Origin of the sequence: Rubrivivax gelatinosus (genome assembly GCF_016583785.1) — a bacterium.
Taxonomy (GTDB): domain Bacteria; phylum Pseudomonadota; class Gammaproteobacteria; order Burkholderiales; family Burkholderiaceae_C; genus Rubrivivax; species Rubrivivax gelatinosus_B.
On the sequence record NZ_NRRU01000049.1, the window covers coordinates 17,061 to 41,818 of the forward strand.

Here is a 24,758-nt window from a genome sequence, read left to right on the forward strand (position 1 = left end):
ACGCTCAAACAAAAGGCCGACCGCGCCGGTTGGGCATGCGGTCGGCCTCGTGCCTGACGCCCGGCGCGGGCGCCGGGTTGCCGTCAGCCAGCGTAGTTCTGCTCGGCGAACGACCAGTTCACGAGCTTGTCGAGGAAGGTCTCGACGAACTTCGGCCGCAGGTTACGGTAGTCGATGTAGTACGCGTGCTCCCAGACGTCGACCGTCAGCAGCGGCGTGTCGCCGGTGGTCAGCGGCGTGCCGGCCGCGCCCATGTTGACGATGTCGACCGAGCCGTCGGCCTTCTTCACCAGCCAGGTCCAGCCCGAGCCGAAGTTGCCGACCGCCGACTTGACGAAGGCCTCCTTGAAGGCCGCGTACGAGCCCCACTTCGTTTCGATGGCCGTCGCCAGCGCACCGGACGGCTCGCCGCCGCCCTCGGGCTTCATGCAGCTCCAGAAGAAGGTGTGGTTCCAGATCTGGGCGGCGTTGTTGTAGATGCCGCCGGAGGACTTGCGCACCACCTCTTCGAGCGCCAGCGTCTCGAACTCGGTGCCCTTTTGCAGGTTGTTCAGGTTCACCACGTAAGCGTTGTGGTGCTTGCCGTGGTGGTACTCCAGCGTCTCACGGCTGTAATGCGGCGCCAGGGCGTCGAGGCTGTACGGCAGAGGAGGCAGAGTGCGTTCCATGCAATGAGTCCTGTGAGGAGTAGAGAAGGGTTGAGGAACATTGTAGGCAGCGCCTTCATTTGATGCAGGCCGCTTGTTTTCGACCCCGAAGACGTGTACCAAAGCCGCACCGTCACCCCAGACGGCACGCAGCTCTTCGCCGACCGACAGCCCGGCAACCGACATCACCGGCCGGCCGCCGGCCGCCTCGATCCAGGCGTAACCACGTCGCAGCACCTGCGCCGGGTCCAGCGCCGCCAGGCGCTGCTCACGCGCCGCCCAGTCAGAGCGGGCCCGCTGCATCTGGCCGGCGACCGCCGAGCGCAGGCGCAGCGCCAGCGCCAGCGGCCGCTGTCCGCGGCGCGCGACCTGGGAGTCCAGCGCCTGCCGCAGCCGGCGCTCGAGCGTCGCCAGGCGCTGGCGTTGCGGTGCCAGCGCTGCCGCCGGCCGGCCGAGCCGAAGGCCGATGGTGTCCAGCCGCTGCGAGCCGCGGTCGAGCTGTCGCTGCGCCGCCCGCTGCAGTGCCAACGCCAGCCCCTGCAGGCCAGCCAGCAGATCCGAACGCAGCGGCGCCGCGAGTTCGGCCGCGGCCGTCGGCGTCGGCGCCCGCAGGTCGGCAGCCAGGTCGGCCAGCGTGACGTCGGTCTCGTGGCCGACGCCGCAGATCACCGGCAGCGGGCAGGCGGCGACGGCGCGCACCACCCGTTCATCGTTGAAAGCCCAGAGATCCTCGAGCGCGCCGCCGCCACGCACCAGCAGCAGCGTGTCGACCTCGGCCCGCGCCGCCGCCGCGGCCAGCGCGGCAACGATCGCCGGCGGCGCTTCGGGCCCCTGGACCGGCGTCGGGTAAACGACAAGCCGCACCTGCGGCGAACGCCGCGCGAACGCCGTCAGCACGTCGCGCAGCGCCGCGGCGCCTGTCGACGTGACGACGCCGACGGCACGCGGATGAGCAGGAATCGCACGCTTGCGCGCGGCATCGAAAAGCCCTTGCGCCTCCAGCCTCGCGCGCAACCTCAGGAACTCCTCGTACAGCGTCCCGGCGCCCTGGCGCTGCATGGACTCGACGACGAGCTGCAGCTCGCCGCGCGCGTCGTAGACGCCGAGCCGGCCGCGCAGTTCGACCTGCTGGCCATCGCGCGGCTGGAAATCGAGCAGCGAGGCGGCGCGCCGGAACATCGCGCAGCGCAGCAGCGCCGGCTGGCCGTCGTGGTCCTTCAGCGAGAAATAACAGTGGCCGCTGGCGGGACGCGAAAACCCCGAGATTTCGCCGCGCACGGCGACGGCGCCGAAACGTGCCGCAAGCGCATCGCCGGTGGCCAGCAGCAGGCCGGCGACGGTCCAGACCTGGCGCGGTGACGCCACACCGCCACCACCTTCAGGCCAGCCCACGCCCGCCCCCGAATCGCTGGAACTCCACAGGAAGCGGCATCAGGTCATGCCTGCGCGTATACCACGTCACAAAGCCGTCAAGATCTCGCAAGTGATTGATTTCGCTGGAGAAAAAATTGCTGAAAAATCGAGCATTCCAGCTCCGGGCCAGTCCTGGCGCGGGTTTGGCGCGACTGTCGGCGGCTTCTCCACAAAGTTATCCACAAAAGCCGTGGATACCGTTGAGGCGAGGATCGACTTGCGCCAGCACGACGGATCCGGACGAGGCTTGCTCCATAATCCGCGCGCCGCGGCGGGCCTGCCGCTCACCTCGAAGAACCCCTTGCTGTCGATCATACAAGCGGCCGGCTGGCCGATCTGGCCCCTGATCCTGTGCTCGATCGTGGCCCTGGCGCTGATCCTGGAGCGGCTCTATCACCTGCGCGCAGCGCTGATCGCGCCGCCGACGCTGCTAGACGAAGTGCTCGGCGTCTCGCGCAACGCGCTGCCGGCGACGGACGTGGTGAACAAGCTCGCCGAAAACTCGGTGCTGGGTGGCGTGCTCGCCGCCGGCCTGCAGGCCGTGATCGCCGAACCCCGCATCACCGAGCCCGCACTGCGCCAGGCGATGGAAAACGCCGGCCGCACCGCCGTGCACCAGACCGAGCGTTATCTGAACACCCTGGGCACGATCGCCGCGGCGGCGCCGCTGCTGGGCCTGTTCGGCACCGTGGTCGGCATGATCGAGATCTTCGGCTCGCAGGCGCCGACCGGCGCCTCCAACCCGCAGCTGCTGGCGCACGGCATCTCGGTGGCGCTCTACAACACCGCGTTCGGCCTGATCATCGCGATCCCGTCGCTGATGTTCTATCGCTACTTCCGCGGCCAGGTCGAAGCCTTCCAGCTGACGATGGAACTTGCCGCCGAACGCCTGGTGCCGCATCTGATGCGTTTCGCCGTGCGCGGCACCGCCACCTGAGCCCACGATGCGCTTCAGCCGCCGCCGCCCCGAGGAACCGGAGATCAACCTGATCCCGTTCATCGACGTGCTGCTCGTCGTCCTGATCTTCCTGATGCTGTCGACGACCTACTCGCGTTTCACGGAGCTGCAGATCAGCCTGCCGGCAGCCGACGCCGAGAAGCTGCGCGAGCGCCCGGCGGAGATCATCGTCGCCGTCGCCGCCGACGGCCGTTACGCGATCGACCGCCAGCTCGTCGATGGCCGCAGCGTCGAGCAACTGGCGGCGAGCCTGGCCGAGGCCGCCAAAGGCCGCCAGGACGTCGTCGTCATCATCTCGGCCGACGCGATGGCGGCGCACCAGTCGGTGATCAACGTGCTCGACGCCGCCCGCCGCGCCGGCCTGTCGCGCCTGACCTTCGCTTCGCAGACGCCCAACGGCGCGCGCTGATGTCCCTGGCCGAGCGGCTCGAGGCGCTGCTGCTGCGCCAGTGGTGGCAAAGCGGCCGCACGCCGCTGGCGGCCGCGCTCGCGCCGCTGGAGTCGCTCTACGGCGTGTTCGCGCGGCGCGCGCAGGAGGTCGAGCCGCAGCGCGCGCCGGTGCCGGTGGTCGTCGTCGGCAACCTGATCGTCGGCGGCGCCGGCAAGACGCCGACCGTGATCGCCCTCGTGCACGCGCTGCGCGCCGCCGGGTGCACGCCGGGCGTGATCTCGCGCGGTTTCGGCCGTGACGACGGCGGCGTGCGTGCGGTCGAGGGCGACAGCGCCGCGGCCGAGGTCGGCGACGAGCCGCTCGTCATCCTCCGCCGCAGCGGCGCGCCGGTCTGGGTCGGGCGCGACCGCGTCGCCGCCGCGCGTGCGCTGTGTGCGGCCCACCCCGAGGTCGACGTGCTCGTCTCCGACGACGGCCTGCAGCACCGGCGGCTGGCGCGCGACGCCGAAATCGTCGTGTTCGACGAACGCGGCACCGGCAACGGCCGGCTGCTGCCCGCCGGCCCCTTGCGCGAACCGCTGCCGGCGCAACTGCCGCCGGGCCGCTTCGTGCTCTACAACGCGCCGCGGCCGACGACGCCGCTGCCCGGCGTGGTCGCGCTGCGGGCGCTGGGGCCGGCACTGGCGCTGGAGGACTGGGCCGCCGGCCGCAGCGACGCGGCGCAGCCGCTGCAGATGCTGCAGGGTCGCACGCTGCTGGCGGCAGCCGGCATCGCGTCGCCGGAGCGTTTCTTCTCGATGCTCGAAACCGCCGGCCTGACGCTGCGCCGCCTGCCGCTGGCCGACCACCACGGCTACGACGCCCTGCCCTGGCCCGCCGGCACGGCCGAGGTCGTCACGACCGAGAAGGACGCGGTCAAGCTCGCCGGCCGGGCGCTCGGCGGCACGCGCGTCTGGGTCGTGGGGCTAGACTTCAGGCTTCCCGATTCACTCGTTCAGGACGTGCTGCGCCTCGTGGCGCCGCCGCGAACCCGATGACGCTCGACCACCGTCTGATCGAACTGCTCGTCTGCCCCGTGTGCAAGGGCCCGCTCGAACTCGCCCGCGACGAGCAGCAGCGGCCCACCGACCTCGTCTGCCCGGCCGACCGGCTGGCCTTCCCGATCCGCGACGGCATCCCGGTGATGCTCGAGACCGAAGCGCGCAGCCTGGACCTGCCGCCGAGCCCGTGAGCTTCACAGTCCTGATCCCGGCGCGGCTGGCGTCGACGCGCCTGCCGCGCAAGCCGCTGGCCGACATCGGCGGCCTGCCGATGGTGGTGCGGGTCGCGCGGCGTGTCGCTGACGCCGGTGCCGAGCGCATCGTCGTCGCCGCCGACCATGCCGACATCGTCGCCGCCTGCCGCGAACACGGCGTCGAGGTCGTGGCCACGCGCGCCGACCACCCGAGCGGCAGCGACCGCCTCGCCGAAGCCTGCACGCTGCTCGGGCTGGACGGCGACGCGCGCGTCGTCAACGTCCAGGGCGACGAGCCGCTGATAGCCCCGGCGCTGGTGCGCCGCTGCGCCGAGCTGCTCGACGAACGCCCGGACTGCGTGATGAGCACCGCGGCGCATGCGATCGAGTCGGCAGCCGACTTCGCCAACCGCAACGTCGTCAAGGTGGTGCTGGACGCCGCGGGGCGCGCGCTCTACTTCAGCCGCGAGCCGATCCCGTGCTGGCGCGACGGCGCGCCCGGCGCGCTGCCCGAGCCGCGGCCGCTGCGCCACGTCGGCCTCTACGGCTACCGCGCCGGCTTCCTACGCCGCTTCCCGGCGCTGACGCCAGCGCCGCTGGAGCGGCTGGAGTCGCTGGAGCAGCTGCGTGTGCTGTGGCACGGCGAACGCATCGCGGTGCACGTCGCCGAGCACGCGCCCGGCTCGGGAGTCGACACGCCCGAAGACCTGGAACGGGTGCGCGCCCTCTTCGGCTGATCCACCGGCCGCGCAGGCCAGGCGTCAGGCGGGTGGCGGAGTCTGCGTGTTACCCTTTCCCGCAAATGCGCCCGGCCACGCCGGGCAGCAGCAAGCATCACAAACAAAGCTCGAGGAAGCGATGAGACTGATCCTGTTGGGGGCGCCCGGCGCCGGCAAGGGAACGCAAGCGACGCAGATCTGCCGCAAGTACGGCATCCCGCAGATTTCCACCGGCGACATGCTGCGTGCCGCCGTCAAGGCCGGCACCGAGCTCGGCGTTGCCGCGAAGAAGGTGATGGACACCGGCGGCCTGGTCGGTGACGACATCATCATCGGCCTGGTCAAGGAACGCCTCGCCCAGCCCGACTGCGCCGGCGGCTTCCTGTTCGACGGCTTCCCGCGCACGATCCCGCAGGCCGACGCGATGAAGGCCGCGGGCGTCAAGCTCGACGTCGTGCTCGAGATCGACGTGCCCGACGAAGCCATCATCGAGCGCATGAGCGGCCGGCGTACGCACTCTGCATCGGGACGCACCTATCACGTGAAGTTCAACCCGCCGAAGGTCGAGGGCCTCGACGACATCACCGGCGAGCCGCTGATCCAGCGCGAGGACGACAAGGAAGCGACCGTGCGCAAGCGCCTGGAGGTCTACCAGAGCCAGACGCGCCCGCTCGTCGACTATTACTCGGCCTGGGCCGCCGCTGGCGACGCCCAGGCCCCGCGTTATCGCCGCATCAGCGGCACCGGCAGTGTCGAGGAGATCACCGAGCGCGCTTTCGCGGCGCTCGAGAGCTGATCCTCCCGGCCCTCTTCCCCCGCACGCCCGTCAGAGGCGAAGGAGACAACGGATGGAGATCCAGGGCAAGGTGTTCATCGTCACCGGCGGCGCGTCGGGCCTCGGAGAAGGAACGGCGCGGCTGCTGGCGGCCAACGGCGCGACCGTCGTCGTCGCCGACCTGCAGGTCGAACGCGGCGAGGCCGTCGCGCGCGAGATCGGCGGCGTCTTCGTGCGCTGCGACGTCAGCCAGGAAGCCGACGCGCAGGCCGCGGTCGACGCCGCGCTCGCGACGGGCCGGCTCTTCGGCCTGGTCAACTGCGCCGGCATCGCGCCGGCGGTGAAGACCGTCGGCAAGGACGGCGCGCACCCGCTGGCCGCGTTCACGAAGACGATCCAGGTGAATCTGGTCGGCTCGTTCAACATGATCCGGCTGGCGGCCGCGGCGATGGCGAAGAACGAGCCCGAGCCGACCGGCGAGCGCGGCGTGCTGATCAGTACCGCCAGTGTCGCCGCCTACGATGGCCAGATCGGCCAGGCGGCCTACGCCGCGAGCAAGGGCGGCATCGTCGGCATGACGCTGCCGATCGCGCGCGACCTGGCACGCAACGGCATCCGCAACATGACGATCGCGCCGGGCATCTTCGGCACGCCGATGCTCTTCGGCATGCCGGCCGAGGTGCAGCAGGCGCTCGCCGCCGGCGTACCGTTCCCCAGCCGCCTGGGCAGGCCAGAGGACTACGCCAAGCTCGTCAAGCACATCGTCGAGAACGACATGCTCAACGGCGAGGTGATCCGGCTGGATGGGGCGATACGGCTGGGGCCGAAGTGATCGGGCAGCCGCGAGCCACCGTCGTCGTCACTCGACGCGTCGGACGCGGATGAGTTGGGCGACGCCGTCGATCTCCATCAGGAAGCTGCCCAAAAGCGCTCGCCGGATATGGGCCACGGGGTTCTGCAGGCTGTAGCTGGCCCGACTGCCGTCGACAACCTTCCACAGCTGACCGTTCTCGAGGCGAAACCGGGTCTTCGGGTCCCAACCCTCGAACGGCCCCGGGATGCGGCTGACGATCTCTTCGACGCGACCGGCACGGGGCTGATTCTCCAGACCGAAGTCTCCCGGCTTCGCCGCCTCTGCCGCCTGCGGGGCAGGGGCCGCTGTCGTCGGCCTTAGCGGCTCGTTGGGCGCCGCGTTGCCCCGGTTCTCGGCACTGATCTGCGGCAACGGGATCGAGTCGTAACACGCCAAACGTTGTGCCGCATCCGGCAGCGATCGACAAAGACTCAAATCGGCTGTCTGGGCTTGCGCCGCGCATGTCGCCAATGTCAGGTAGATAGGGAAAAGGTATCTGGTCATCGAAGTGCTTCCGGCAGTGATGCTGATCCGCATGGCGCGGATTTTGCATCATCCTACCGCGTGGTCCAGCATCATCGCGAAGTCGTCCCGACACCACCGCTCTCGACGCAAGCCAGCCAGGTCAAGACATGATGGCGAATGACAACCACTGGGCGAGACTCTGGGCAAATGGCGCATCGGACTCGTTCGGGCATGGGTTGGACGAACGCTCTGCGCAAGATGCACCGATGGCCGCCCGATGGCGAGCCTGGTTCTCCAACCTACCCGATGGCTGCGAAGTACTGGACATCGGCACCGGCAACGGCGCGCTCCTGCGTCACCTTCTGGCAGCACGGACACAAGATCCCGGCCTGCGTTTTGTCGGAGTCGATGCAGCAGCGCTACCCGACGCGAGCAATGAAGGCGCAGGCTCTGCGGCTCCGGTCAGGGCACGGCTGTTGGGTGGCGTACGCGCCGAGTCTCTTCCCTTTGGCGACAACTGCTTCGATGTCGTGGTTAGCCAATTCGGCATCGAATACGCGACGCTGCCCGCAGCGTTGAGCGAGGTCGGACGGGTATTGCGCTCTGGCGGCACGGTCGCATTGCTGATGCATCACCGCGGTGGTCGCCCGGTATCGCTGGCGCGTGCCGAACGCCATCAGGCTCAGTGGCTGTTGTCGGCACTGCTGCCTGCGGCAGCGCCGATGGCCGAGGCCATGAGCAAGATTGGCACCGAGAGCGGTCGGCGTGAACTCGCCGATAGCGCGCATTGGTCAGCAGTGAGGGCAACCTACGATCGCGTCCTGGCGGATGCTGGACGTCGAATGAACGAGACCATGGCCCCCGACTTACTGGTCGACGCGCAGAACTGGGTGGCGCAGGCATTCCAACGTGCCGCCCAAGGGGGCGCCGGTGCCGGCCGCCAGGCCCTGGCAAACATCGAGCAGTTGATTCTCGACCAAGACCGCCGCCTCGAGGATCTGCTCCAACGCGCACTGGACGAGGATGCCATTCGCTCCGTAGTCGCCTCGATGAACGATTCTGGGCTGAAACCTGGAGTTGTCGAAACCGCCGAGGACCGCGGCTATTTGATGGGTTGGTGGGTCGAAGCGACCCGCATCTGATCCGTTCTTCAGACTCTGGCGCGCTGCCCGCAATAAAAAACGCCTACCCCGAAACAGGGCAGGCGTTTCAATTTCACCGGTAAGGTCCGGCCCGACCATCAAATGGTCAGACCGGCTGGTACGGGAAACCTAGATCAGAACTTCTGTTCCAGGCGGGCGTACCACTGACGACCATAGGCGTCGTACAGGTAGTAGTTGAACGGCTTCTGGTCGTACGGAGAACCCACCAGAGCCGGCAGCTTTTCGAACACGTTCAACGCGCCGACGCTGACCTTCATGCCCTTGATGGCAGCCGGGCTGTACGCGAGCTGAATGTCGTGCGTCGTGTAGCCGCCAGCGAAGCCACGTTCGTCGCCGTTCTTGCTGATGTAGTTCGAGTTCAACGTCGCATCGATACTGCCGATGGACCAGGTGTTGGACAGCGACACGCGTTGGCGCGGTTCACCGAAGGTCCCCAGTTCGTTGATACCGTTGACGGCCGCCTTCAGACGGTGAGCCACCGACAGATCGTGACGGAACGAACCCCAGCTGGCGTACTTGTGCTGGAAGCGCAAGCTCACGTCCAGGCCGGAGTAGTCGGCATCACCTTCGTTCGCCAGACCGCTGGTCACCTGGAGGATCGCGCCGGAGACCGGGTCACGCTTGATGCCCAGGCTGGCCGGGATCGGCAGCGGCGAGGTGCCGTTGTCGCGGTCGACGACTTCTTGGGCCGTGATCGACGAAATGACGTTGTCGATCTTGGTGCGCCAGTAGTCAGCCGTCAGGCTGAGCGCCGGGGTGATGTCCCACACGAAACCCAACGACCACTGCTTGGACTTTTCCGAGTCCAGGCTGGGATCCGAGATGTGCAGACCGTTGATCTGGAACTCGACGCCCTCGGCGCAATCAGCGGCGCTGTAGCCACCGTCGGCCGCGCAGGTGCGCGGATCGACGACCGTATCGGCGCTGAATGCCGGCTTGGCGTTCAGGTCGGGCAGGCTAGGCGCGCGGAAACCACGGCCGACCGACGCACGCAGCGTCAGGTCGTTCGTCGCACGGAAACGCACCGAGGCCTTCGGCGAGAAGTCGCTACCGTAGTCCGAATAGCGCTCGTAGCGGCCTGCCAGGGTCGCTTCCAGCGACTTGGTGACCGGGAACAGCAGTTCGGTGGAGAAGGCACGAACGGTGCGTTCACCAACGGCCGAGCTGCCCGAGCTACCGAGCACCTGACCCGCTTCGCTGAGCGAGTCGTAGATGTCGGCGTACTTTTCCTTGCGGGCTTCGACGCCGACATAAGCCGTCGCTTCCCCGCCACCCATCTTGAACAGGCCCTTGGTCGCGTTCGCGTAGACCTCGTTCTGGGTCCAGGTGCTGTCGCGTCCGGTGGTCGTCGTGATCGACTTCAGCACCTCCGACGAGTTCGAGAACGGATCATCGACGTTGTAGGTGCCGTCGTTGATCGCGGCCGTCGCCAGATTCTTGACGATGAAGCCACGGCCGGTTTCGACGACCTTCGACACTTGGCGGCGAGCACCGACGTCGATGTCAAAGCCCGCGACCGAACCTTGGACGCCACCGCCGACGTCGTAGAGGTTGCCGTCCGTCGAGGTATCGCGGTTGCCAGCAGCGGCAAACCGGTGCACCAGGTAGTACGGGTCACCGCTGGCGCCGACGTTCAGGTGGGTCTGGTCGAAGGTGCTGCCCGGGGTGATCAGAATCGAGTCGGGAACCGGCGCGTAGCGGCCGAAGCTCTTGTTGCGCGTCACCGACGCGTTCATGTACGCAGACCAGTCGGGCGACAGCTGCAGATTACCGCGGGTGAAGAACGAGTCCGCCGAGGTGGCTGCTTCGTCGGCCGCGACCAGGTTGAAGTCGTAGCGGCAGCGGCCGCCGGCGTCGACATAGAAGCCCTTGTCCGGGAAATTGCAGCTGCCCGCGGCGCCGAGGTAGCCGCTGCCGGAGATATTGGGCAGATAGCCGCCCTCGCCGTCCGAAGCCGCCTTGTACAGGCCGTTGGCATAGGACGAGGCGCCCTAGGTATAGCCCCAGGGATAGTTGCGGACGTAGATGATGTCGCGCTTGGTGTGCGAGACGCCAGCGATCAGGTGGCCCTTGTCGCTGTTGATGCCGAGAAGCGCGGACGCTTCCTCGCGGTCACCGCCTTTGATCGACGGGCGGGTGATACCGGCCATCAGTGCCAGACCGTCGAAGTCCTTGCGCGTGATGATGTTCACCACGCCGCCGATCGCATCCGAACCGTAGATGGCGGAAGCGCCGTCGGTCAGGATTTCGATGCGCTCGACCGCCGCCATCGGGATCGAGTTCATGTCGACGGAATCGCCGACGTTAGGCGCCTTGGCGACACGGCGGCCGTCGATCAGCACCAGGGTACGGTTGCTGCCGAGGCCACGCAGGTCGACGCCAGCGAAGGCTTGGGCGCTGGAGCCGCTCTGCGGGCGGAAACTGCCGGCGCCGGCGAACGTCGTGTTGCGAACGAACTCGGCGACAGTCGTCGCGCCGCTCGTGTCCAGCTGCTCGCGAGAGATGACGGTGACAGGCAGCGCGCCTTCCGAAGCCGCACGCTTGATGCGCGAACCCGTGATTTCGATGCGCTCGGCATCCTGCGCGGAAGCCGGCAGCGAGGTCAGCACCAGCGAACCGCCGATGGCTGCCAGCACTCCCATGCAAACTTTCGTTCGCTTGAACATTAACTCACTCCTGTGGTGACGTTGATCGAAAGACCGTTGCCCCCGAGCAAGCCCTGTGCCGCGTTAACGCATTGCAAGGCACACCCGGAGAACCGTGAACCGATTGTCAAGGCGAGTCACGCCGTCGATCTGCAAGGGAAAGCCATGACTCGCCACGAAGGGCCGGAGCACGAGGCCGCGTCCGCCGCAATCCTGCCTTCGGTGTTCCCTCGGTCAGTCACTGCGCCGGCACGTAAATGCCATCGCGCGACGATAGCGTTTGCTGGACTGAAACCCGGCTGACACACCCCCGCAACCGTGCACTGGTGTAGGCCCGTAGCAACACTTGGCGACAAGTTGATGTCGCCGCCGTGGGATCTGGCCGGAGCCTTACCACGAAAGCAATGGACGACCCAGAGTGACCTGCGATAAGAGCGCAAGCCATCCGTCGCCACGGCCTCGGGCCGACTGCTAGTTCGTCACAAGCCGTGGCACCGCCGCCAGCAGCGTGCGCGTGTAGTCGCGCTCCGGCTGCGACAGCACCCGGGCGCAGTCGCCCTGCTCCTCGATGCGGCCGGACTGCATCACCGCAATGCGGTCGGCGATGTACTCGACGACGCCGATGTTGTGCGTGATGAAGAGATAGGACACACCCAGCTCGTGCTGCAGTTCGCGCAGCAGGTTGAGGATCTGCGCCTGCACCGACACGTCGAGTGCCGAGGTCGGTTCGTCGCAGACGATCAGCCGCGGCTGCACCGCCAGCGCGCGCGCGATCGCGATGCGCTGGCGCTGGCCGCCCGAGAACTCGTGCGGATAACGCGCCAACGCATCGCGGCGCAGCCCGACCTGGTCGGTCAGGCGCTCGACACGCGCACGGCGTGTCGCCGCATCCAGTTCCGGATGCAGTGCCGTCAGCCCTTCCTCGAGCAGATCGACGACGCGCATGCGCGGGTTCAGCGACGCAAACGGGTCCTGGAAGATGATCTGCACGTGGCGCCGCGCTTCGAGCAGCGCCTCGCCTTCGAGTTCGAACAGGTTCTTGCCGTCCAGCAGCGCCTTGCCCTCGGTGACGGCGATGCGGCGCAGCAGTTGCACGATGGCCTTGCCGGTGGTCGTCTTGCCGCAGCCCGACTCGCCGACCAGCGCCAGCGTCTCGCCGCGTGCGACCTGGAACGAGACGCCGGCGACGGCATCGAAGTGGCCCCGCACCCGCTGCAGCAAGCCGCCGCGGATCGGGAAGCGCACCTTCAGGTCCTGCACGTCGAGCAAGGGCGCGGCGTCACGCGCCGGCGGCGGCGGCGGAGGAACCACGATGGCCGGCGGCGCGATCCGCTCCGGTGCAGCCGGCACACCAGGCTTGTGCAGCAGGCAGCGAACCTGGTGCGTCGGGCTCGCGTCGACCATCTCGGGCAGCGTCGAGGCGCAGTGCGGCATCGCCGCCGCGCAGCGCGGCGCGAAACGGCAGCCTTCGAACTGCAGCCACATCGGCGGCACCGTGCCGGGGATGGCCTCGAGGGCGACACCGCGCCGGTCGCCGGCAGGCAGTGCCCGCAGCAGCGCCTGTGCGTAGGGGTGCAGCGGCCGGGCGAAGAACTCGGCCGCCGGCGCCACCTCGACGATCTGGCCGGCGTACATCAGCGCGACGCGTTGCGCCATGCCGGAGACGACCGCCAGGTCGTGCGTGATCAGCAGCAGGCCCATGCGCTGCTCGCGCTGCAGGTCCTTCAGCAGGTCCAGGATCTGGGCCTGGATCGTCACGTCGAGCGCGGTCGTCGGCTCGTCGGCGATCAGGAAGTCGGGCTCGGTGGCCAGCGCCATCGCGATCATCACGCGCTGCTTCTGGCCGCCGCTCATGCGGAACGGGTAGTCGTCGATGCGACGCTCGGGCTCGGGGATGCCGACGCGGCGCATCCAGTCGATCGCCTTGGCGCGCGCCGCCGCGCCACGCAGCGCGGTGTGGGTCTCGATCGCCTCGACGATCTGGTCGCCGACCTTCATCACCGGGTTCAGGCTGGTCGCCGGCTCCTGGAAGATCATGCCCAGGCGGCCGCCGCGCACGGCACGCATGCCGGCTTCGGGCAGGTCGAGTACGTCGACGTCGCCGATGCGCACCTGGCCGCCGGTGACACGGCCGTTTTCGGGCAAGAGGCGCATCAGCGCCAGCGCCGTCATGCTCTTGCCGCAGCCCGACTCGCCGACGAGGGCGAAGGTTTCGCCGCGCTCGATCGAGAGCTTGAGCCCGTCGATCGCCTTGACGAGGCCGGCGTCGGCGTCGAGCACGACCTCGAGGTCCTGGATCTTCATCATGCCGAGGCTCGCTTCTTGAACGTCAGGCGCGGGCGGAAGGCGCGGGCGCGCGGGTCGAATGCCTGCTGCACGCCGTCGGCGAACAGGTTGGCCGCGAGCACCAGCACGACCATGAAGCTGAAGGCGGCGGCAAAGCTCCACCAGACCACCGGGTCACGGCTCATCTCGCTGCGCGCGAGGTTGATCATGCCGCCGAAGCTCGAGGTCGACGGGTCGACGCCGACGCCGACGTAGGTCAGCACGGCTTCGTAGAGGATCAGGTCGCTGAAGCTCAGCACCGTCGTGATCAGCACCAGGTGCACGACGTTGGGGAAGACATGCCGCGCCATGATGCGCGAAGGCTTGACGCCGAAGGCCATTGCCGCCTGCACGAAGTCGAGCTCGCGCAGCTTCAGCGTCTCGGCGCGCACCAGCCGGCACAGCGTCGACCAGCCGGTCAGGCCCAGGATCACGCAGAGCATGAAGATCTTCAGGTCGCCGCGTTCGACGCCGGTTTCGAACCAGTCGGGGTGCTTGTCCAGCCAGACCTGCACCATCAGCACGCAGGCCGCGATCAGCAGCACGCTGGGCACCGAGGACAGCGTCGTGTAGAGGTACTGCACGACCTCGTCGACCCAGCCGCGGAAATAGCCCGCGAGAATGCCGAGCACGATGGCCACCGGCAGCGTCGCCAGCGTCGCCAGCGTGCCGATGACGAAGGCGGTGCGTACGCTCTTCAAGGTCTGCACCAGCACGTCGTTGCCGGTGCGGTCGGTGCCGAACACGTGGTAGTGGCCGGCGAGCGCGGCGATGACGCCGGCCAGCACGCAGATCACGGCGAAGGTGATGACGGCAGCGCGCCACGGCAGGTTGGTGCGGTCGCGGGCGAGGTCGGCGAGCGCGTTGCCGTAGCCGCCGTGCGCGCGCGCCAGCGCCGCGGCCAGCAGCAGCACGGCCAGGCCGGCGACGACGAGGCCGACGGCGCCACCGCCGGCAACGCGGGCGCCGATGTCGCCGGCCCACTGGGTCTCGGGGTCCTGCAGATGGGCACCGCCGAACACCAGGCGCGGGTGCTCGCGCAGCGTGACGCCGTCGCGCGTGACGGTCTGCTTGTTCAGCGCGCGGTAGGCCAGCGGCTCGGAGTAGCTCGATTCGCGCATCGCCAGCTGGCGGCTGAGCGCCAGGTCCAGCAGCGACTGGGTGCGCGTGTCGTAGAACACCTGGCTTTCGGCGGCCGCGGTCGCTTGCGAGCCGCCGAGCTCACGCCGGAAGTGCACGCTGTCCAGCGCCGTGATGCACAGGAAGACCAGCAGCACCAGCACCGAACACAGCGCCGGCGGATCGCGGAAGACCTTGGTCCAGGTGGTGCGCAGCGGCGCGCTGCGCAGCACGCGCACGGTGTAGCCGGCGAGCGCGGCGAACAGCGCCCACAGCGCGATGTCGGTCCAGAGCAGGACGAATTTGAAACCCATGGCCGGCCCTCAGTTGAGACGAACTCTGGGGTCGACCCAGGTGTAGGCGACGTCGATCAGGATGTTGGTCGCGATGTACAGCGCCGAGCCGACGAAGACCATCGTGCGCACGATCGCGAAGTCCTGGCCGCCGATGGCGTCGATGACGAACGCGCCCAGGCCCGGGATGCCGAAGAAGCTCTCGAACACCAGGCTGCCGAGGAAGACGTAAGGCAGGTAGCCGGCGGCGCTGGTGATGATCGGGATCAGCGCGTTGCGCAGCACGTGGCGGAACAGCACCACCTGCTCGGCCAGACCCTTGGCGCGCGCGGTGCGCACGTAGTCCTTGCCGATCTCCTCGAGGAACATCGCGCGGTACAGCCGCGCCTCGCCGCCCAGGCGTGCCAGCAGCGACAGCACGATCGGCAGCGCCAGGAAACGCACCGCGTCCAGCCCCGGCGCGTAACCCGAGATCGGCACCAGCCGCAGCAGGCGCGAGAACAGGAACTGGCCGACGATGATGTAGAACAGGCTCGAGATCGACAGCATCAGCACGCACAGCACGACGCCCCAGAAGTCGATCTTGGAGTGCCGGAAGAACACCAGCATCAGCGAGAAGCTGACGCTGACGATCAACTGCAGCAGGAACAGCGGCAGCGCCAGCTGCAGGCTCACGCCCATGCGCGAGCTGATCTCGTGGCCGATGTCGACCGAACGTGCCGAGTCGCTGCGGCCGAAGTCACCCTTCATCAGCGAGATCGAACGCTCCCAGAGCACGGTCTTGGTCAGCTGCTCGCCGCCTTCGGCCTGGGCGTTCCAGTACAGCGGCTTGTCGTAGCCGCGTTCGCCCTTCCACTTGTCGATCTGCTCCTGCGTCACGCGCTTGCCGCCGATGTTCAGCCGCGCCATGTCGTCGGGCATGTTGACAGTGAAGAACAGGAAGAAGGTCAGCAGGTTGACGCCGATGAGGATCAGCACGCCGTAGCCGAGGCGGCGCAGGATGTAGGTCGCCATCTCAGTTCGCCTCGACCGGGTTGCCGCGCGCGGTGGCCGTCTCGCGGGCCTGGAAGCTGCGCCGCGCGACCCAGACCAGGGCCGCCAGCGCCAGCACCAGCAGCGCCACCGGCCAGAGGATGGGCCGGTTCCATTCGGCCTGTTTCTGCGCCCGCAGCTCGGGGTCCAGCCGGTAGTACTTGGCCATGTCGCGGATCAGGATCGAGGGTTTGCCGTTGTGCACCCATTGCTGGAACGCCAGCCCGCCCCAGGGGAAGTAGCCGAAGCACCAGGGCGAGTCCTGCTGCACGATGGCGACCATCTTGTCGACCACCGCCTGCTTCTCGGGCCCGTCGTCCAGCGACTGCAGCTTGCGGTACAGGCCGTCGTACTCGGCGTTGTCGTAGTTGGAGTAGTTGTCGCCCTGGCTCTTGGAGCGGCCCAGCGGGCCGTAGAGCAGGAACAGGAAGTTCTCGGCGTCCGGGTAGTCGGCCAGCCAGCCGCCCCAGAAGATCTGGTGCCGGCCTTGCAGCGTCTTGTCCTGGTACTGGTTGAAATCGGTCGCGCGGATCTCGAGCTGCACGCCGAGCTTGGCGAACTGCTTGATCATCCAGTCGTTCTCGCTCTTGCTCTCGGGCGTGGGCGCACGCTGGAAGTCGTAGTTCAGCACCAGCGGCTTGCCGGTCTTGGCGTCACGGCCGCCCGGGTAGCCGGCTTCGGCCAGCAGCTTTTGCGCGTCCTCGATCGGCCTGCGCACCGGCTTGCCGTCGACCAGCGTGTGCGTCACCGGGTTGTAGAAGCCCGGCTGGCCTTCGCGCGAGCCGAACAGGCCCGGCGGCACCGGCGAGTGCGCCGCCACCCCGCCCTTGGACTTGAAGATGCGGCCGTAGCCTTCTTCCCAGTCGACCGCGATCGCGATCGCCTGACGCAGCTTGCGGTTCTTCTCCTGCTGCTCGCGTGTCTCGCCCTTGCCGACCACCGGGTCGAGCATGTTGAAGCCCAGGTACCAGTTCGAGATGTCGGTCATCAGCGGGAACTGGAAGCCGCGGTCCTCGTAGAGCTGGCGCACCTGGTCGGAGTCGTCGGCGTCGTTGCGGAAATCCACGCCCCACTCGGGCCGCTCGATCTCCGGCACGTCGAAGTAGCCCTGCTTGAACTTCTCCTTGCGCGGCACCTTCTCCTTCTCGATCGTCACGTAGAGCTTGTCGACGAAAGGCATGGGCTTGCCGCAGTCGGCCAGCAGCCCGGCAGCCTGGTCCTCGGCCGAGCCTTCGCAGGGATAGGTCTCGCCGTGGTAGTTCGGGTTGCGCTGCAGCACGTGGCGGCGGTCGCGCACGAAGTCGACCATCATGTACGGCCCCGTGCCCACCGGCCACTGGTTCAGCGACAGGCCGTTCTCGCTCATGCCCGGCTGGGCATAGAAAGCGTCGGCTTCCCAGGCCATCGGCGCCAGGAAGGGCATCGCCATCCAGTAGCTCCACTGCGGGTACTTGCCCTTGATGCGGATGCGCCAGGTGTATTTATCGACCGCGTAGCTGCCGGCCAGCGGCCACTTGCGGAAGTCGAGGAAGGGCTTGTCGCGCTCGTCGCGCGCCAGACCGGAGACCAGCTTGGCGTCCTCGCGCTTGACCATGTCGGCGTACTCGCGCAGGCCGATCACGTACTCGGAGAAGATCGCGAAGATCGGCGCCTCGATGCGCGTCGTCGCGTGGCGCTTCAAGGCATAGACGAAGTCGTCGGCCACCAGCTCGCGTGTGCCCTGGTGCTCGAAGGCCAGCGGCGAGCGTTTGTCGCCGAGCTGTTCGCGCGTCAGGTTGAGGTAGCGCGAGCGTCCCTGCTCGTCCTTGGCGAAGGCCGGATGCGGCTGGAACATGATGCCCGGCCGGATCTTGACGTCGTAGACGCTCTCGGCGATCTGATCCGGCGACGCGCTGTCGGGCAGCTCGTGGCCGTCGCGGTCGAGGTAGCGCGGCTTGGCGACCTCGGCCGCCGCCTTCGGCACCAGCGTGTACGGCCGCTTCAGGTAGTGGTACCCGTAAGGCGGCTCGTAGATCTGGTAGGTGTACGCCGACTCGGGGTTGGCGTAGGACGCCACCGGGTCCAGGTAGCGCGGCGAGCGCTCGTCGAACGAGTAGAACATCGTGTTCTCACGTTCGGCACCGGCGGGGTACGGGCTGTTGTTGCAGCCCGAAGACAGCAGGGCCGCGCCCATGGCCAGGGCCAGCCCGAGACGGACGACGATCGATTTCCCGCGCATGCGGTGGCTCTCCTCGCGACGCCGGCTGAGGGCCGGATGGGCCCCGCCGGCGACGGCGTCAACTTGCAATCCGCGCCCGGCCGCGCTCGTGACCGGCTCCGGCGGAAAAGCGGGCGATTCTAGGGGTCTTGGCGGATTCACCAGCCGACCAGCGCGTCGCGGCCCTGCACCACGAGCTCGACCTTGGCTCCGACCGGCAGCGTCACCTTGGTCGGGACATGGCCGAACGGCAGGCCGGTGAGGATGGGCACCGAGGTCTGCGTGCGCAGGTACTCGACCACCGTCTTCAGCTTGTAGCCGCGGTCGCTCTTCACCGGCTTCCAGTCGCTGAACGAACCCAGTAGCACCGCTTTCTGCGCCCCCAGCACGCCGGCCTGCAGCAGCTGCAGCAGCATGCGCTCGACCCGGTACGGGTGTTCGGCGACGTCCTCCAGGAACAGCACCCCGCCCTTGACCTTGGGCCAGTGCGGCGTGCCCAGCAGCGAACACAGCACCGTCAGGTTGCCGCCCCAGAGCAGGCCCTTGCAGCCCAGGCCGTCGAACCCGGCTTCGGTGCGAAAGCCCACGGCTTCGAGCTCGCCGCTCATGGCCTCGACGAAACAGGCTTCGGTGACGTCGTCGACGCCGCCTTCGTCGCTGCTGCGGCCGAAGTCGGCGCAGGCCAGCGGCCCGGCCCAGCTACGCACGCCGCCGTGGGCCAGCAGGCCGAGCTGCAGCGCCGTCAGATCGCTGTGGCCGACCCAGCGTGTGCCGCGTTCGACGCTGCGCGCGAGCAGCTGCCAGTCCAGCCGATCGAGCAGCCGCGTCGTGCCGTAGCCGCCGCGTGCGGCCAGCGCGATAGCCGGCGCCGCCTCCGCGACGCGGTGGATCGCGGCCAGCCGCGTCTTGTCGTCACCGGCGAAACGCTGCTCGCGGGCCAGCGCCGACTCGTCGACCGTGACCTCGAAGCCGGCCCGGCCCAGGTGCCGGGCCGCTCGCCGCAGCGCCGGCGCCGACTGCACGGCGCCCGCCGGCGAAAAGATCACCAGAGAGGAAGAGGAAGGCGGCTCGCAGCCGCAGCCGGGACCGTGGTCGTGGCCGTCAGGGGAGGAATCAAGGCTCATGTGGAAGGAGGCCAGTTGTCGAGTTCACGCGTCTCGCCGGCCGGGATCGCACGCGCGGCGCGTGCCTCCCGCGCCTGCGCGCGGCGTTCGGCGAAGAAGCGGCGCAGCAGCTCGCCGCACTCCTCGGCCATGACGCCGCCGGCGATCTGCGTGTGGTGGTTGAGCCGCGGCTCGGCGAACAGGTCGAGGACCGAGCCCGCGGCACCGGTCTTCGGGTCGGGCGCGCCGAAGACGACGCGGCGCAGACGCGCGTGCATCAGCGCCATCGAGCACATCGCGCAGGGCTCGAGCGTGACGTAGAGCTCGCACTCGGGCAGGCGGTAGTTGCCCAGCAGCGTGGCGGCATGGCGCAGCGCGACGATCTCGGCGTGCGCCGTCGGGTCGTGGGTCGTGATCGGGCGGTTGTAGCCGGTGGCCAGGACCTGCGGGCCTTCAGCGCCGGGACGCATGATCACCGCGCCGACCGGCACCTCGCCGACCAGCCAGGCGTTCTGCGCCTGGTCGAGCGCAATCGCCATCGCGCGCCGGTCGCGCTCGTGCTGCAGTTCGGTGTCGGTCACTGGGAGTCGGGCTTGAGCCAGGCAGAGCGGATCTTGCGCCCGCAGCGCACCGAGTCGACGGCCACCGAGACGTCCGAGTCGGACACCAGCGACAGGCGCGAGATCACGCCGTACCAGGTCTTGGACGCGTCGATCCAGGGATAGAAGCCGAAGGCGCCAGGGCTGCTGAAGGCGCCGTCGCCCACCGTCGGGTCGTCTTCGACCCAGTGGCCGATCGAGTAGTGCCACTGCTCGCCACTGGGCGAAGGCGTGAATTTGGCTTGCGCGCAGGTGTCGGGATCGACGCAGACCGGGTGCGTGCCCAGCGCGGCGCGCTCGTATTGCAGCGTGCCGTCGAGGATCTTGCGCAGGAACAGCGCGTAGTCGCCGGCGCTGGTCTCGACGCCGCCTGCCAGCTGCGGGCCCGAGTACGACAGCGCGATGTCGGTGCCGAGAACGCGGCGCATCTCGGTGGCCAGCGCCGCGGGGCCCAGGCCGGCCAGAACGGGATCGAGCGACGCGTGCTTCTGCATGTGGCCGCCGCTGTAGACGAAGTAGCCGTCGTTGGCGGCCACGTAGTCGCCGTTGCTGCCGCCGTCCCGGCCCTCTTCGTCGAGGCAGCTGCCGACCGTCGTGTCCGACCCGCAGTGGCTGAAGTTGGTGTAGCCGCTGCGGAAGTTCAGGTACTTGATGTCCGCGTCGCTCAGCACGCCAGCGCGGGTCTGCTCGACGTAGCTGCCGTAGATCCACTTCGAGGCCGACGCGATGGGCAGCGTGGTGTCGGCTTCGATCGTCAGCAGGTTGCCGGCGAAGCTGCCTGAAGCACGCGCGCCCGCGGCGTCGCCGATCTCCCAGTAGAAGGGGCGGATCTGCTGGCACTCGGTGGCGCTCGCCGCGGCCGACTGCGCGGCGGCGATGCGCTGCGCCAGCGTCGGCGGGTTGTCCGAACTGCCACCACCTCCACCGCCGCCGCAGCCGGAGAACGTCGTGGCGAGCACGGCCAGCAGGCCGAGGCGGGCGTACGGGGCGGCGAGGTGTTTCATCTGCCCGGGATTATCGCGGCCGCTTGGCCGGCCGCGTCCCCGCATCCGCACGTCTCAGGCGGCTGCGGGCGGGCCGACGAAGTGCCGCTGCGAGGCCTGCACGGTGAGCGTGCCGGGGCACTCCAGGCGCAGATCCCCCGTGGCGAGCGTGATGCCGGCCCCGCCTTCGGTCGCCAGAACCAGGCGCCGGCCGGCCAGCAGATGCACACCGCCGGATACCGAATGCAGCAGCAACGCGTCGCGTGCCGCCAACGTGGCGTCACCGGCGTCGGCACGCAGTTCGGCGTCGCCGCGTACCGCCGTCACGCCCAGCCCGGGCGGCGCGGCCGCAGCTGCCCCCGCTTCGGCGCCGCGGCTGTCGGCCAGCGCACCCGCCAGCACGCCGATGCCGCCACCGCTGTGCAGCTGCCAGCTGCCGGTCGATTGCGAGTCGAGGTCGGCGCCAGCGGCGTGGGTCAGCGAGCCAGCCGCGGCCTGCACCAGCGTGCGGGCCGTCGCGACGATGCCGGCACCGGCCTGCGCCACCAGCATCGGCTGCGCCATCTGCGGCAGCGAGGCGGCTGCGCTGCGGCCGTCCCCTCGGCCCCCTTCGCCGGCATCGCGCCGCGCCGCGTCGAAGTCGGCGGCGTCGACACGGGCGCCGAGCGCCGCCGCCAGCGGCGCGATCAGCAGATTGGTCGGGTCGGCATGGCGGCCGCCGCCGAGAAAGAGCTTGCTCGCTTCGACGAGCGCGGCCAGCACCAGCACCGCCGTCGCCGTCGCGCCGGCACTGCGCCCCCAGGCCCAGCCCAGCAGCGCCAGCGGCAGATAGGCCAGCGCGACGCTGCCGGCGCTCTGCAGCGCCTGCGCCTCGGTCGTGTAGTAGTGGTAGTAGAAAGGCAGCAGGCGCAGTTCGTGCCAGGCGGCCGCGGCACCGGCGCTGCCGTGCCAGGGGCCGGCGAACCAGCCGTTGACGGCGGCCAGCAGCGGCAGCCACACGAGCAGCAGCGGCAGCGTCGTGCGCCGCAGCAGCGCCTGGACCGCGGCGCTGCCGCCAGCGGCCAGACGCGGTGCCAGCGCCGCGCCGAGCGCGAAACCCAGCGCCCGCGCCAGCACCGACGCGCCCTGGCTCACGCCCGAAGCCAGCAGCAGCTGCGCGAGTTCGAGCACGACGCCGGCCACGGCGCCGATCGCGGCCGCACGCGCCGGGCCGGCGCGCAGGCGCAAGGCGAGCAGCCAGCCGAGCGGCGCCGCGAGCACGGCCTCGACGCCGAACTTGAGCAGCGCCATGCCGCCAAAGCCCTCGCCGGCGAAGACCCAGCCCCATTGCGCCGAGCGCAGCTTGGCCGCCAGCTCGGGCGCCGACAGCAGCAGGTCGTAGGGGAACAGCGACAGCGCCAGCCAGGCGACGGTGTAGGTCTCCAGCAGCCGCGGCCCCCAGACGGCCAGCCCGCCGGCCAGGCCGTCCTGCAGCCGCCCGGCGGCCACGGCCGCCAGCGGCGCCAGCACGATGCCGATGCCGCAACCGATGAACTCGGCCAGCAGGTCGTTCTGCGACACCGTGCGCGGCGGGAAGAAGAGCTGCGTGAACTCGACCGCGACGGCGAGCGCGGCGCAGGCCACGAACGCGAGCCACGGCGCCGCCGCGCCCAGGCCGACGCGCCGCGCCAGCCGCGCCGCGAGCACGCCCAGCGGCAGGTAGAGCACGCCGTTGGCCACCCAGTCGGCGCGCGAGCCGACGCCCAGGTCGAGGAAAGGCGTGCGCGCGAACCGCGCCAGCGCCTCGCCCGGCGCGAGCGCGACGAAGTCCAGCGGCACCAGGCTGCCGTAGACGACGAACAGCGCGTAGGCGGCCGCAGCCGCGATCAGTCGGGAACGGTCGGACATTCAGGCCGCCCGGAGCGCGGGCGCGGGCCTGCAGGTGTCAGGGGCAGGCGCGTTGGCCGTCGACGACGGTGACGTTCTGGGAGCCGGCGCCGCTGGTCGAGATCAGCGTGTAGCTGGCGCTGCCGGTGCTGCAGACGGCCCAGCTGTAGTTCTCGCTGCCGCCGTAGCTGTGCGTCAGCACCGTGTCCGCGCCGCTGCTGCCCACGCTCCAGGTGCCGACCTGCTTGCTCGGGTCGACCGGGTCGTTCGGGCCCTTCTTGAAGTCGATCAGCGCACCGCCGCTCTGGTGGAACTCCTGCCAGCGGTCGTTGCCGCGTAGCGCGCACATCGTCTTGCCGCCGATCTGGTTGTTGATCTGGAGGCGGCCGAGGCGCGCGTTCTCGGCGCACGGCGCCTGCGCCGAGGCCGCAGCCGCGGCGAGCAGCAGCACGGCCGCGACGGCGGCCTTGGACGAAGTCAGCATGCGGGTCCCCTGTTCGTGACTGCGGCAGTCTACGGGCGCCGGACAGCGCGGGACAGCCGCCGCCACCCCCGGGAAACGGGGAGCGGCGTCAGGCGGTTCGTGAAGAACGCACGCAGGCGCATCGCTACACTGCCCCGCGCCCCGAGCCGGTGCTCCGGCCGCGGCGTTATGCCCATGCGCCCGGCTCCATCCCATCGCCCCCCACGTTCCACACGACCGCTTGCCGGCCGGCGCCTCGCGCTCGGCGCGCTGGCCGGCGGGCTTTTGCTGCCGCGCCTGGCGGCCGCCGCCCCGGCGCTGCGCGTCGGCCCCGGCCGCCGCTTCGAACGCCTGGCCGATGCCGCACGCGCCGCACGCGACGGCGACCTGATCGAAGTCGACGCCGGCGACTACCGCGGCGACGTCGCCGTCTTCACCCAGCGCCGGCTGACGCTGCGTGCCGTCGGTGGCCGCGTGCGCCTCGTCGCCGACGGCCAGGCGGCCGAGGACAAGGCGATCTGGGTGCTGCGCGGCGGCGAGTTCGAGGTCTCGGGCTTCGATTTCGAAGGCTGTCGCGTGCCCAGCCGCAACGGCGCCGGCATCCGCTTCGAGAGCGGCCGGCTGCTGGCGCACGACTGCCGCTTCCTCGGCAACGAGATGGGCCTGCTGACCAGCAACGACCCCGAGGCCGAACTCGTCGTCGACGGCTGCGAGTTCGCCTACAACCAGCGCCCCGACGGCCACGACCACCAGCTCTACGCCGGCACGATCCGCGCGCTCGAAGTGCGCGCGAGCTACCTGCACCATGCGAGCATCGGCCACCTGCTGAAAAGCCGCGCCGCGCACAACCTGATCCTGCACAACCGCCTGACCGACGAGGCCGGCGGCCGCGCCAGCTACGAGCTGGAATTCCCCAACGGCGGCGTCGCCGTCGTCGTCGGCAACCTGATCCAGCAGAACCGGCAGACCGAGAACCCGATCATGATTTCCTTCGGAATCGAAGGCTGGCGCGGCCCGCGCCACGCCCTCGTGCTGGTGCACAACACGCTGGTCGACGAACTCGGCGGCGGCAGCCGCTTCCTGCGCGTGGCCGAAGGCTCCGGCGTCGAGCTGATGGCGGTGAACAACCTGCTGTGCGGCGACGCCGAGCCGCTGCAGGCCGCCGGCACCGGCGACTGGCGCCACAACCCGCGTGTCGAACGCCGCGCTTTCGCCGACGCCGACGCTTACGACTACCGCCCGGCCGACGCCCGCGCCGTGCCCGCCGACGCCGTCGCCTGCGGCCGATTCGACGGCCTGGAGCTGGCGCCGCGTGTCGAATACCGCCACCCCCGCGGCCTGGCGCCGCTGGCCCGCGGCGCCCGCCGAGCCGGCGCGCTGCAGCAGACAGCCCACGCATGATCACGACGACCACGCTGCCGCTGGCGCGGCGCGCCCCCGACGGCGAACTCGCCGTCGGCGAACCCCGCTTCGGCGACCTGGCGCTGGCCGAACTGTTCCGCCGCGACGGCAGCG

Annotated in this window: 22 protein-coding genes and 1 pseudogene; 9 read left to right on the top strand and 14 right to left on the bottom strand. The window is 69.5% G+C overall.

Annotation, left to right across the window (positions count from 1 at the left end; all coding sequences use genetic code 11):
* Positions 1-83 precede the first annotated feature (83 nt).
* Positions 84-668 (bottom strand): superoxide dismutase, encoded by a 585-nt coding sequence (locus tag CKO43_RS25840; RefSeq protein ID WP_242481170.1) that lies wholly within the window; start codon positions 666-668, stop codon positions 84-86.
* Positions 669-758: 90 nt separating this feature from the next.
* Positions 759-2,039: pseudogene (gene xseA, locus CKO43_RS25845) on the bottom strand (exodeoxyribonuclease VII large subunit); the annotation flags it as partial.
* A gap of 322 nt (positions 2,040-2,361) precedes the next feature.
* Between xseA and CKO43_RS14060 the strand changes: the two are divergent.
* From CKO43_RS14060 to CKO43_RS14090, 7 genes are all read left to right on the top strand, one after another.
* Positions 2,362-2,997, top strand: coding sequence for a MotA/TolQ/ExbB proton channel family protein (locus CKO43_RS14060; protein WP_200231750.1), 636 nt, complete (start codon positions 2,362-2,364; stop codon positions 2,995-2,997).
* A 7-nt stretch (positions 2,998-3,004) separates the two neighbouring features.
* Positions 3,005-3,427 carry an ExbD/TolR family protein gene (locus CKO43_RS14065; protein ID WP_200379029.1) on the top strand — a complete coding sequence of 141 codons (423 nt, stop codon included), beginning with the start codon at positions 3,005-3,007 and terminating at the stop codon, positions 3,425-3,427.
* Positions 3,427-4,446, top strand: coding sequence for a tetraacyldisaccharide 4'-kinase (lpxK, locus tag CKO43_RS14070; protein ID WP_200379030.1), 1,020 nt, complete (start codon positions 3,427-3,429; stop codon positions 4,444-4,446). The genes CKO43_RS14065 and lpxK overlap by 1 nt, the downstream gene beginning before the upstream one ends.
* The gene (locus tag CKO43_RS14075) at positions 4,443-4,640 is read left to right on the top strand and encodes a Trm112 family protein (protein WP_200231736.1); all 198 of its coding nucleotides are present in this window, start codon (positions 4,443-4,445) and stop codon (positions 4,638-4,640) included. Before lpxK ends, CKO43_RS14075 begins: the two co-directional genes overlap by 4 nt.
* Positions 4,637-5,380, top strand: coding sequence for a 3-deoxy-manno-octulosonate cytidylyltransferase (kdsB, locus tag CKO43_RS14080; RefSeq protein WP_200379031.1), 744 nt, complete (start codon positions 4,637-4,639; stop codon positions 5,378-5,380). The genes CKO43_RS14075 and kdsB overlap by 4 nt, the downstream gene beginning before the upstream one ends.
* Positions 5,381-5,501: 121 nt before the next feature.
* Positions 5,502-6,158, top strand: a complete 657-nt coding sequence (gene adk, locus CKO43_RS14085) for an adenylate kinase (RefSeq protein ID WP_200231738.1) — start codon at positions 5,502-5,504, stop codon at positions 6,156-6,158.
* 52 nt (positions 6,159-6,210) lie between these two features.
* Positions 6,211-6,969: a 3-hydroxyacyl-CoA dehydrogenase gene (locus CKO43_RS14090; protein WP_200231739.1), complete on the top strand. Its 759-nt coding sequence runs from the start codon at positions 6,211-6,213 to the stop codon at positions 6,967-6,969.
* Positions 6,970-6,996: 27 nt separating this feature from the next.
* Here CKO43_RS14090 and CKO43_RS14095 read toward each other — a convergent pair whose 3' ends face one another.
* Positions 6,997-7,494 (bottom strand): hypothetical protein, encoded by a 498-nt coding sequence (locus tag CKO43_RS14095; protein ID WP_200231740.1) that lies wholly within the window; start codon positions 7,492-7,494, stop codon positions 6,997-6,999.
* A gap of 131 nt (positions 7,495-7,625) precedes the next feature.
* Here CKO43_RS14095 and CKO43_RS14100 point away from each other — a divergent pair, with 131 nt between their 5' ends.
* Entirely contained in the window at positions 7,626-8,597 is a 972-nt protein-coding gene (locus CKO43_RS14100; RefSeq protein WP_200231741.1) for a class I SAM-dependent methyltransferase, read from the top strand.
* A gap of 134 nt (positions 8,598-8,731) precedes the next feature.
* On the opposite strand, the gene CKO43_RS14105 is transcribed toward CKO43_RS14100, so the two are convergent.
* The 11 genes from CKO43_RS14105 to CKO43_RS14155 all read right to left on the bottom strand — a co-directional run bounded on the left by CKO43_RS14105 (position 8,732) and on the right by CKO43_RS14155 (position 23,264).
* The gene (locus CKO43_RS14105; protein WP_200379032.1) at positions 8,732-10,354 is read right to left on the bottom strand and encodes a TonB-dependent receptor domain-containing protein; all 1,623 of its coding nucleotides are present in this window, start codon (positions 10,352-10,354) and stop codon (positions 8,732-8,734) included.
* 255 nt (positions 10,355-10,609) lie between these two features.
* Entirely contained in the window at positions 10,610-11,284 is a 675-nt protein-coding gene (locus CKO43_RS14110; protein ID WP_200379033.1) for a TonB-dependent receptor plug domain-containing protein, read from the bottom strand.
* 450 nt (positions 11,285-11,734) lie between these two features.
* Positions 11,735-13,570: an ABC transporter ATP-binding protein gene (locus CKO43_RS14115; protein WP_200379034.1), complete on the bottom strand. Its 1,836-nt coding sequence runs from the start codon at positions 13,568-13,570 to the stop codon at positions 11,735-11,737.
* Complete coding sequence (locus CKO43_RS14120; protein ID WP_200231744.1) at positions 13,567-15,021, bottom strand: ABC transporter permease; 1,455 nt, start codon at positions 15,019-15,021, stop codon at positions 13,567-13,569. The genes CKO43_RS14115 and CKO43_RS14120 overlap by 4 nt, the downstream gene beginning before the upstream one ends.
* Positions 15,022-15,030: 9 nt before the next feature.
* On the bottom strand, positions 15,031-16,014 hold the full coding sequence (locus CKO43_RS14125) for an ABC transporter permease (protein WP_200379035.1): 984 nt from the start codon (positions 16,012-16,014) through the stop codon (positions 15,031-15,033).
* Position 16,015: 1 nt separating this feature from the next.
* A complete protein-coding gene (locus CKO43_RS14130) occupies positions 16,016-18,250 on the bottom strand; it encodes an ABC transporter substrate-binding protein (protein ID WP_200231746.1) in 2,235 nt (744 codons plus the stop codon).
* Positions 18,251-18,387: 137 nt separating this feature from the next.
* Positions 18,388-19,353: an LD-carboxypeptidase gene (locus tag CKO43_RS14135; protein WP_200231747.1), complete on the bottom strand. Its 966-nt coding sequence runs from the start codon at positions 19,351-19,353 to the stop codon at positions 18,388-18,390.
* Positions 19,350-19,913: a tRNA adenosine(34) deaminase TadA gene (tadA, locus tag CKO43_RS14140; protein ID WP_346014499.1), complete on the bottom strand. Its 564-nt coding sequence runs from the start codon at positions 19,911-19,913 to the stop codon at positions 19,350-19,352. Before tadA ends, CKO43_RS14135 begins: the two co-directional genes overlap by 4 nt.
* Complete coding sequence (locus tag CKO43_RS14145) at positions 19,910-20,935, bottom strand: hypothetical protein (protein ID WP_200231748.1); 1,026 nt, start codon at positions 20,933-20,935, stop codon at positions 19,910-19,912. Before CKO43_RS14145 ends, tadA begins: the two co-directional genes overlap by 4 nt.
* Before the next feature lie 54 nt (positions 20,936-20,989).
* On the bottom strand, positions 20,990-22,801 hold the full coding sequence (locus tag CKO43_RS14150) for a VanZ family protein (RefSeq protein ID WP_200379036.1): 1,812 nt from the start codon (positions 22,799-22,801) through the stop codon (positions 20,990-20,992).
* Positions 22,802-22,838: 37 nt separating this feature from the next.
* A complete protein-coding gene (locus CKO43_RS14155; RefSeq protein WP_200379037.1) occupies positions 22,839-23,264 on the bottom strand; it encodes a hypothetical protein in 426 nt (141 codons plus the stop codon).
* A gap of 264 nt (positions 23,265-23,528) precedes the next feature.
* Between CKO43_RS14155 and CKO43_RS14160 the strand changes: the two genes are divergently transcribed.
* The gene (locus CKO43_RS14160) at positions 23,529-24,644 is read left to right on the top strand and encodes a right-handed parallel beta-helix repeat-containing protein (RefSeq protein ID WP_200379038.1); all 1,116 of its coding nucleotides are present in this window, start codon (positions 23,529-23,531) and stop codon (positions 24,642-24,644) included.
* Positions 24,645-24,758 lie beyond the last annotated feature (114 nt).